Source organism: Mycobacterium sp., assembly GCF_049281135.1.
In the GTDB taxonomy this organism is placed as follows: domain Bacteria; phylum Actinomycetota; class Actinomycetes; order Mycobacteriales; family Mycobacteriaceae; genus Mycobacterium.
The window spans coordinates 1-8,293 of sequence record NZ_JBAPRN010000049.1; the positions used below are offsets into that span (position 1 = coordinate 1).

Consider the following 8,293-nt stretch of genomic DNA (forward strand, 5'->3'; position numbering starts at 1 on the left):
GGACAGGTTTTTCCCGTCTGAGCAGATGAAGGAGCGGATGCGCCGGCGTGGCGGTGGACCCGGGCCGGGGATCTCGGCATTCGCGCCGTCCTACGACCCGCTGGACGGCAACCACGCGCACTACACGTTGGACCTGTCTCACACCGCGACGGCCGGAACCGATGCGGTGGACATGGCCGAACGGATGGGCTCCGGCCTGGTGCACCTGCATTTGTGCGACGGCACCGGCTTGCCCGCCGATGAGCACCTGGCGCCGGGCCGCGGCAACCAGCCGACGGTCGAGGTCTGCCAGATGTTGGCCGCCGGCGACTTCGCCGGCCACGTCGTGCTGGAGGTGTCGACGTCGTCGGCGCGGTCAGCCCATGAGCGTCAAGCCATGCTGGCCGAGTCGTTGCAATTCGCCCGCACGCACCTGCTGCGTTGATGCCGCCGACGACGATGCAGAGCGAAGCGATGCGAAGGAGCGGCGCCACGAACCCCGAAGGATATTCGACAAGTTGACCGCGTTATTCACCGCCGCGATGGAACTCCGCGAGATCGACTCCGACGGCGTGCACAACGTCTACGAGGGTGAGCTGAACAAGCACTGGACCATCGGGCCCAAGGTGCACGGCGGGGCGATGGTGGCGTTGTGCGCCAACGCGGCTCGCACCGCGCACGGTGGACCCGTTGAGCCGGTTGCGGTTTCGGCCAGCTTCCTGTCGGCACCCGATCCCGGCCCGATGCGGCTGCTGACGTCGATGCGCAAGCGCGGACGCCGGATCAGTGTCGTCGACGTCGAACTCGTCCAGGGCGATCGCGCCGCCGTGCATGCCGTCATCACGCTCGGTGAGCCAGAGCACCTGGTGCCCCCGCTGTTGTCGGCCAACCCGGTGGTGGGCCTGATGGATCCCGAGCCGCCCGACGATGTGGAGCCGATCGGCCGCGGCCACCGACTGGCCGGGCTGGTGAACTTGTCTGAGGGCTGCGAAGTGCGGCCGCTGATCTCATCGTTGGGCATCTCCACCGACGGCCGACCGCCGGTGATCCAGAACTGGGTGCGGCCGCGCGGCGTGGCACCCGATGTGTTGTTCGCCCTGATGTGCGGCGACGTGTCGGCCCCGGTGAGTTTCGCCGTGAACCGCACCGGCTGGGCACCGACTGTGCAGCTCACCGCGTACCTGCGGGGGCTGCCGGCCGACGGCTGGCTACGGGTGGTGTGCACGTGCGTGCAGATCGGTCAGGACTGGTTCGACGAAGACCACACCGTCGTCGACTCGGCAGGCCGCATCGTGGTGCAGAGCCGTCAATTGGCGATGGTGCCCGCGCCCTAACGACAAAACCCGCGGGCGTCTGAGATGCTGGGCGGCATGGCTCGAATCGCGCTTGTCGGTGGCGGCAGCATGGGTGAAGCCCTGCTGTCCGGACTCCTGCGGGCCGGGCGGCAGGTCAAGGATCTGGTGGTCGCCGAGCGGATGCCGGACCGCGCCCGCTACCTCGCCGAAACGTACGGCGTGCTGGTCACGTCGCTGCCCGATGCGGTGGAGAACGCGACGTTCGTCATCATCGCGGTCAAACCCTCCGACGTCGGCTCGGTGGTCGGTGAGATCGGCAAGGTCGCCGCGGAAGCCGCCCACGACAGCCCCGATCAGGTGTTCATCACCGTCGCTGCCGGGGTCACGACGACCTACCTGGAATCCAAGCTGCTGGCCGGGACGCCGGTGGTCCGGGTGATGCCCAATGCGCCGGCGTTGGTCGGCGCCGGTATCAGCGCCATGGCTGCAGGCCGTTTTGCGACCCCTGAGCAGCTCAAGGAGGTCGCAGCGCTGTTCGACTCGGTGGGAGCGGTGCTGACGGTCCCCGAGGAGCACCTGGACGCTGTGACGGCGGTTTCGGGATCGGGCCCGGCGTACTTCTTCTTGATGATCGAGGCGTTGGTGGATGCCGGGGTCGGGGTGGGGCTCAGTCGCGCGGTGTCCACCGAGTTGGTGGCGCAGACGATGGCGGGCTCGGCGGCGCTTTTGCTGGACCGGATGGAGCAGGACCGGGGAACGGGCAGCGACTCGCGGCGCGACCTGTCGTTGGACACCACCGCGGCGCGGCTGCGTTCGATTGTTACCTCGCCGGGGGGCACTACTGCGGCTGCGCTGCGGGAATTGGAAAAGCACGGTTTGCGGGCGGCTGTCGACGAGGCTGTGCGGGCTGCAAAAACACGCTCTGAGCAGCTAAGAATTACACCCGAGTAATTTATAGAATTTTATTTATTTGCCACCACCCGTCGCAATAACCACACTAGTCCCGCTATTCTCCTTGTTGGTATGCACCTGTTAGGTGCCAGCGGAGGGGAAGCCGCTGGGACTGCAGGAGCCTGACTGATTGGGTTGCGATGACGTCTATGAACGGACCATCGGCTGGCGGGAAATCGGGACGAGACACGGGTTCCGCAGACGGCCAGCAGCCCCGGACGCAATTCCTGACGGTTGCTGAAGTGGCGGCACTGATGCGGGTCAGCAAGATGACGGTCTACCGGCTGGTTCACAACGGTGAGCTGCCCGCGGTCCGCGTCGGGCGATCCTTCCGCGTGCACGCGAAGGCCGTGCACGACATGTTGGAGACCTCCTACTTCGACGCTGGATAGGGCCGGGCAGTTGGGCCGCGACACATAAACCATTGCGAAGACACGCCACACGGCGTCGTAGCGGGTTAAGTCTCGCGGCCATTTGGCCGCACCGGTGAGCTGTCTCGGTTCACTGGTGCGCTTTGGTGTTCGATGTGCCAACCCGGGTAGAGTGACCGGGTTATTGCAGATGCCCGGCCATGGCGGACTCGGGCCGCCACACAGATAGCGGAGTTATGGGTTCAGTAATCAAGAAGCGGCGCAAGCGGATGTCGAAGAAGAAGCACCGTAAGCTGCTTCGCCGCACCCGGGTGCAACGCAGAAAACTCGGTAAGTAAGTTCTGTCGCCGGCCGCTGCTTTCGTTCGCAGCCGATGCCGCGGTAGCGCAAGGTCGCTAGGCTAACCAGGTGGACTCGTCGGACGGTCAGTCACCTACCGGCGCCGATGGCCTGCACTATCCGAAGGTCGTGCTGGTCACCGGCGCGTGCCGCTTTCTGGGTGGTTATCTGACAGCCCGACTTGCGCAGAACCCGATGATCAACCGGGTCATTGCGGTCGACGCGGTCGCACCCAGTAAGGACATGCTGCGGCGGATGGGTCGCGCCGAATTCGTCCGTGCCGACATCCGCAACCCATTTGTCGCCAAGGTGATCCGAAACGGTGACGTCGACACCGTGGTTCACGCGGCAGCGGCGTCATTCGCGCCGCGTTCGGGCGGCGGCGCGGCGTTGAAGGAAATCAACGTGCTCGGCGCGATGCAGCTGTTCGCGGCCTGCCAGAACACGCCGTCCGTGCGTCGCGTCGTACTGAAGTCGACCTCCGAGGTGTACGGGTCCAGCGCCCATGATCCGGTGCTGTTCACCGAGGACAGCAGCAGCCGCCGTCCGTTCGGGGAAGGCTTTCCCAAAGACAGCCTCGACATCGAGGGTTACACCCGCGGGCTGGGCCGGCGTCGGCCCGACATCTCGGTGACAATCCTGCGACTGGCCAACATGATTGGTCCGGCGATGGAGACCACGCTGTCCCGCTACCTGGCCGGGCCGTTGGTCCCGACGGTGCTAGGCCGCGACGCCCGCCTGCAGCTCCTGCACGAGCAGGACGCGCTGGGTGCCTTGGAGCGGGCCGTGATGGTCGGCAAGCCCGGCACCTTTAACATCGGCGCCAGCGGGATCATCATGCTGTCGCAAGCGATTCGACGGGCGGGCCGAGTTGCGCTGCCGGTACCGGGATTTGGCCTCGCAGCACTTGATTCGCTGCGCAAGGCCAACCGCTACGTCGAGATCAACCGCGAGCAACTCGGCTACTTGAGCTACGGCCGAGTGATGGACACCACACGGATGGAACAAGAGCTCGAATACCACCCGAAGTGGTCGACTGCGGAGGCTTTTGACGATTATGTACGCGGCCGAGGTTTGACTCCCATTATCGATCCTGAGTGGGTACGCTCCATTGAGGGCCGTGCCGTAGCAGCAGCGCAGCGCTTTGGCGGCCGAGCCACAATCAACTAGGGCGGGATTAGGTTCACTCTTGGCTGGCGATTCAAAAGCGAAAGTTATTCCGCTGCACGGGAATTCAGGCCGTGCCGCGGCTCAACGGCGTGCCGGGCAACGCACGCAGAGCTCTCGCCAACATCCCTCACTGCTCTCTGAACCCGACACCCGCGCGTCCGCCGACGAGATCGCTGCAGTCGTACGCGAAATCGATCAGCACCGTCGCGGGGCTGCGAGTCGATCCGGTGCGGAACGGCCGAGCAACGAGCTCGCCCAAAAAGTCAGTGCCGTCGCCGACTTTCTGCGACACCGCCTCGCCGGTGACTACAGCGTCGACGAGTTCGGCTTCGACCCGCACTTCAACGATGCGATCGTGCGGCCGATGCTCAGGTTTTTCTTCAAGTCGTGGTTCCGGGTCGAGGTCAGTGGCATCGAGCATCTCCCCGACACCGGCGCGGGCTTGGTGGTGGCCAACCACGCCGGCGTGCTGCCCTTCGACGGGTTGATGGCCTCGGTCGCGGTGCACGACGCGCATCCGGCGCACCGGGATCTGCGGCTGCTGGCCGCCGACATGGTGTTTGACCTGCCGATGGTGAGCTCCGCAGCCCGCAAGGCCGGCCACACCATGGCCTGCACCGCTGACGCGCACCGACTGCTGGCCGCGGGCGAACTGACTGCGGTGTTCCCCGAGGGCTACAAGGGGCTGGGTAAGCGCTTCAAGGACCGCTACAAGCTGCAGCGCTTCGGCCGCGGTGGCTTCGTGGCATCCGCACTGCGCGCCAAGGCGCCGATCATCCCGTGCTCGATCGTCGGCTCGGAGGAGATCTACCCGATGCTGACCGACGTGCGGCTGCTGGCGCGATTGTTCGGGCTGCCGTACTTCCCGATCACGCCGCTGTTCCCGCTCGCCGGTCCGGCTGGGCTGGTGCCGCTGCCGTCGAAGTGGCACATCGCGTTCGGTGAGCCGATCGAGACAGCGCATTACGAGGGTGCTGACGCCGAGGACCCGATGGTGACCTTCGAGCTGACCGACCAGGTGCGCGAGACCATCCAGCAGACGCTGTATCAGCTGCTGGCCGGCCGCCGCAATATGTTCTTCGGCTGAGGCCTTGAGTTAAGCCGGCTTGACCAGCGTGAACTGGGCCACGTCGCAGGCGCCCTCGCGGAACAGCTCGGCGCACCCCGTGAGGTATTTCATGTAGCGGTCGTAGACCTCTTCGGACTGGATCGCGATGGCGTCTTCTTTACGGTTTTCTAACGCCTCCGCCCAGAAGTCGAGCGTCCGCGCGTAGTGCAGCCGCAGCGATTGAACGCGCGTGACCTCGAAGCCGCCCCTGGTCGCGTGATCCTCGACGATGGCGACCGTCGGCAGGCGGCCGCCGGGGAAGATCTCGTTCATCATGAACAGGGCGAACCGGGCCCGCGTCATGGTCATCTTGATCCCGCGGTCTGCCAATTCTTGGTCGGTCGGGACGACGATTGTGTGCAACATCATCGTTCCGCCGGCGGGCAGCGCATCCCAGGCCATCTTGAAGAAGTCGTCGTAACGCTCGAAGCCGAAGTGTTCGAACGCCCCGATCGAGACGATCCGGTCGACCGGCTCGTGGAACTGCTCCCAGCCGTTCAGCAGCACCTGCCGCGAGCGTGGGGTGTCCAGCTCGTCGAACGACTTCTGCACGTGGTCGGCCTGATTTTTGGACAACGTCAGGCCGATCACATTGACGTCGTATTTCTCGATCGCGCGGCGCAGGGTGGCCCCCCAGCCACAGCCCACGTCGAGCAGCGTCATGCCGGGCTCCAGGCCCAGTTTGCCCAGCGACAAGTCGACCTTCGCCAGCTGGGCCTCTTCGAGCGTCATGTCGTCGCGCTCGAAGTATGCGCAGCTGTAGGTCTGGCTGGGGTCGAGAAAGAGCCGGTAGAAGTCGTCCGACAGGTCGTAATGCGACTGGACGTCGTCAAAGTGCGGCGTGAGATCGGTGCTCATTGGTTTGGATTCCCCCTGAAAGGTTCCGGCTGACCCTAAGCGCCAGCGCGGATGGATGCAATTGCGGCGATTGTCGCCTCTGCGTTCGCGTCTGGGTTTGACGACTCGCCGAGCATGGTGACGATGCTGGTGATGATGGGGTTGCCGTCGGCGTCTGTGACTTCGCTCCGAATCTCGGCGATCACCGTGCCGTGCGACTCGATGACCGAGTCCAGATAGGTGTCGAAGTACAGCCTGTCACCGGCCTTGATCGGTTGGTGGTACAGGAACTTCTGGTCCCGGTGCAACACCCGGGCCATGTTGATCGGGATGTCGAATTTGGTGAACACGTCCATCTGGACGCGTCGTCCGGCGACCGCGAGGAAAGTCAGCGGCGCCACCGTGGTGTCGTAGCCGATTTCGGCGGCTGACTCCTCGGAGTGGTGCGACGGGTGATCGTTGCAGATGGACTCAGCAAACTCGCGAATCTTCTCGCGACCCACGTCGAAATAGTCCGGGTATCGGTAGTGGGTCCCGATCAGGTCCTGGGTGCCTGCGGGCAGTGACATGCGCTGCTCTCCACTCTTATGGTGCTCAGCGGCGCAGTTTATCAGCGAGATTGGCGTCGAGATGCGACCGCAGCCAGTGCGCCGCCCGCCGCGCCCAAGGCCAAAGCCGACGGTACGCCGATCCGGGCGGCCTTGCGGGCGGTCCGGAAGTCGCGGATTTCCCAGCCGCGTTTGCGGGCGTAGTCGCGCAAAGCGGTGTCCGGGTTGATCGCCACGGCCGTGCCGACCAGGGACAGCAACGGCACGTCGTTGTAGCTGTCGGAGTAGGCGGTGCAGCGCTTCAGGTTGAGGCCCTCGCGGATGGCCAGCGAGCGCACCGCATGCGCCTTGCCGGAGCCGTGCAGGATGTCGCCGACCAGCCGGCCGGTGAAGATCCCGTCGACCGATTCGGCGACGGTGCCCAGTGCGCCGGTCAGTCCGAGGCGCCGGGCGATCGTGATCGCAAGCTCGTAGGGCGTGGCCGTGACGAGCCATACCTGCTGGCCGGCGTCGAGGTGCATCTGGGCCAGATCGCGGGTGCCCTCCCAGATCTTCTCGGCGATGATCTCGTCGAAGACTTCTTCGCCCAGCTGGGTCAGCTCCGCGGTGGACCGGCCCTCGATGAAGGCCAACGCCTTGCGACGGCCGGCGGCGACGTCGTCGCTGTTCTCTTTGCCGAGTACCTGAAACTTGGCCTGCGCGTATACGAATCCGAGGACGTCGCGATAGGTGAAGTACTTTCGGGCGGCCAGGCCGCGGCCGAAGTGGATCAGCGACGAGCCCTGCACCAAGGTGTTGTCGACGTCGAAGAATGCCGCCGCGGTCAGGTCGACGGGTGGCTGCTCAGGGCGAGAGTCCTCGTCGGCCTGGACGTCTTCCAGCGCCCGCTCGGCGCTGGCGTTGGCGGCCAGTGTCTCGAATTCGGGGTCGGGTTCTGCGTTGGGGCCGGGCTCGAAACTGCCCGGGCCGCCGGGAGCGGTCACGGTTCAACACTATCCGCCCGCGTGACGTTGGGGTGGGACGGCGTGGGGGTCTAGTTAGCGGTCTTGCCAGCCCTCGTACTCGGTGCCGGAGGTGTCATTCCAAAACTTGGACGGCACTTCCGTCCAACGGTCTGCTTCAGGCACGCTGTCGACCCGCTCTTGAAACTCGTCGAAGATTTTGCGTGCTTTGGCCAACTCCTCTTCAGTTGGCCGGGTGACACCCGCTTCTTCGGGTGTTGAGAATATTTTCCCGGCAATTTCTTCGGCCATCGCTCAATTCCTTCTATCGCTCGATCATTTCAATGATCGTCCTGCCCGTGTCGGGATCAGATTTTCGATCTACTACGTAAAACTGCTTGCCGTTTGGGAACAAGACTTCTTGCTCAGTGGGAAACAGTGAAAACGACGAGATGTCCCGCCCTGATTTCGACAGGATCCTGAACTCGACGTTACCGGCAAATGCCGAGGACTGGGCCACGGCGGGCTCCTTCGAAGCGCTGAGGAACGCGCGTTCGATTACGACCGCATCTGGGTGATATCGCTGAAGCACCTCGGCTGGCAGGTCCGTGCCACGAACAACTGGGCCGATGTGTGGCGGCAATTTTTGCAGTGCCTTATTCAGCGCTTCAACACGAGCATGTTGAGATGCGTCCATAGTCTCAGTCCTCAACGCGTCGTTCAGGTCCTCGTGTCCCAGTCCAGTGTAATTGCT

At 64.5% G+C, this 8,293-nt stretch carries 12 protein-coding genes; 7 read left to right on the forward strand and 5 right to left on the reverse strand.

Annotation, left to right across the window (positions count from 1 at the left end; genetic code table 11):
- From WAN02_RS02000 to WAN02_RS02030, 7 genes are all read left to right on the forward strand, one after another.
- Window positions 1-424, forward strand: a 424-nt coding sequence (locus WAN02_RS02000; protein ID WP_422262357.1) for a sugar phosphate isomerase/epimerase family protein, incomplete at its 5' end; no start/stop codon positions are given.
- Between the two features lie 73 nt (window positions 425-497).
- Complete coding sequence (locus WAN02_RS02005; RefSeq protein WP_422262359.1) at window positions 498-1,313, forward strand: thioesterase family protein; 816 nt, start codon at window positions 498-500, stop codon at window positions 1,311-1,313.
- Window positions 1,314-1,349: 36 nt separating this feature from the next.
- Window positions 1,350-2,225 carry a pyrroline-5-carboxylate reductase gene (gene proC / locus WAN02_RS02010; protein ID WP_422262361.1) on the forward strand — a complete coding sequence of 292 codons (876 nt, stop codon included), beginning with the start codon at window positions 1,350-1,352 and terminating at the stop codon, window positions 2,223-2,225.
- A 140-nt stretch (window positions 2,226-2,365) separates the two neighbouring features.
- Window positions 2,366-2,617, forward strand: coding sequence for a cell division/environmental response transcriptional regulator (locus WAN02_RS02015; RefSeq protein ID WP_325692771.1), 252 nt, complete (start codon window positions 2,366-2,368; stop codon window positions 2,615-2,617).
- Between the two features lie 215 nt (window positions 2,618-2,832).
- Window positions 2,833-2,934, forward strand: coding sequence for a 30S ribosomal protein bS22 (locus tag WAN02_RS02020; protein WP_003402602.1), 102 nt, complete (start codon window positions 2,833-2,835; stop codon window positions 2,932-2,934).
- A 70-nt stretch (window positions 2,935-3,004) separates the two neighbouring features.
- A complete protein-coding gene (locus tag WAN02_RS02025; protein WP_422262363.1) occupies window positions 3,005-4,105 on the forward strand; it encodes an SDR family oxidoreductase in 1,101 nt (366 codons plus the stop codon).
- A gap of 19 nt (window positions 4,106-4,124) precedes the next feature.
- Window positions 4,125-5,192: a lysophospholipid acyltransferase family protein gene (locus WAN02_RS02030; protein WP_422262365.1), complete on the forward strand. Its 1,068-nt coding sequence runs from the start codon at window positions 4,125-4,127 to the stop codon at window positions 5,190-5,192.
- Between the two features lie 9 nt (window positions 5,193-5,201).
- On the opposite strand, the gene WAN02_RS02035 is transcribed toward WAN02_RS02030, so the two are convergent.
- From WAN02_RS02035 to WAN02_RS02055, 5 genes are all read right to left on the reverse strand, one after another.
- Window positions 5,202-6,071, reverse strand: coding sequence for a cyclopropane mycolic acid synthase family methyltransferase (locus tag WAN02_RS02035; protein WP_422262367.1), 870 nt, complete (start codon window positions 6,069-6,071; stop codon window positions 5,202-5,204).
- A gap of 35 nt (window positions 6,072-6,106) precedes the next feature.
- Window positions 6,107-6,619, reverse strand: a complete 513-nt coding sequence (locus WAN02_RS02040) for an FAS1-like dehydratase domain-containing protein (protein ID WP_422262369.1) — start codon at window positions 6,617-6,619, stop codon at window positions 6,107-6,109.
- Between the two features lie 41 nt (window positions 6,620-6,660).
- Window positions 6,661-7,509, reverse strand: coding sequence for an HAD family hydrolase (locus tag WAN02_RS02045; protein ID WP_422262375.1), 849 nt, complete (start codon window positions 7,507-7,509; stop codon window positions 6,661-6,663).
- Window positions 7,510-7,635: 126 nt separating this feature from the next.
- Window positions 7,636-7,851, reverse strand: coding sequence for a hypothetical protein (locus tag WAN02_RS02050; RefSeq protein WP_422262371.1), 216 nt, complete (start codon window positions 7,849-7,851; stop codon window positions 7,636-7,638).
- A gap of 13 nt (window positions 7,852-7,864) precedes the next feature.
- The coding region (locus tag WAN02_RS02055; protein ID WP_422262373.1) for an ADP-ribosyltransferase domain-containing protein at window positions 7,865-8,293 on the reverse strand (429 nt) is incomplete at its 5' end.

Coding starts and splice junctions, on each gene's coding strand:
- WAN02_RS02035 (WP_422262367.1), bottom strand. CDS start 6,071: ATGAGCACCGATCTCACGCCGCACTTTGACGACGTCCAGTCGCATTAC.
- WAN02_RS02015 (WP_325692771.1), top strand. CDS start 2,366: ATGACGTCTATGAACGGACCATCGGCTGGCGGGAAATCGGGACGAGAC.
- WAN02_RS02020 (WP_003402602.1), top strand. CDS start 2,833: ATGGGTTCAGTAATCAAGAAGCGGCGCAAGCGGATGTCGAAGAAGAAG.
- WAN02_RS02050 (WP_422262371.1), bottom strand. CDS start 7,851: ATGGCCGAAGAAATTGCCGGGAAAATATTCTCAACACCCGAAGAAGCG.
- proC (WP_422262361.1), top strand. CDS start 1,350: ATGGCTCGAATCGCGCTTGTCGGTGGCGGCAGCATGGGTGAAGCCCTG.
- WAN02_RS02040 (WP_422262369.1), bottom strand. CDS start 6,619: ATGTCACTGCCCGCAGGCACCCAGGACCTGATCGGGACCCACTACCGA.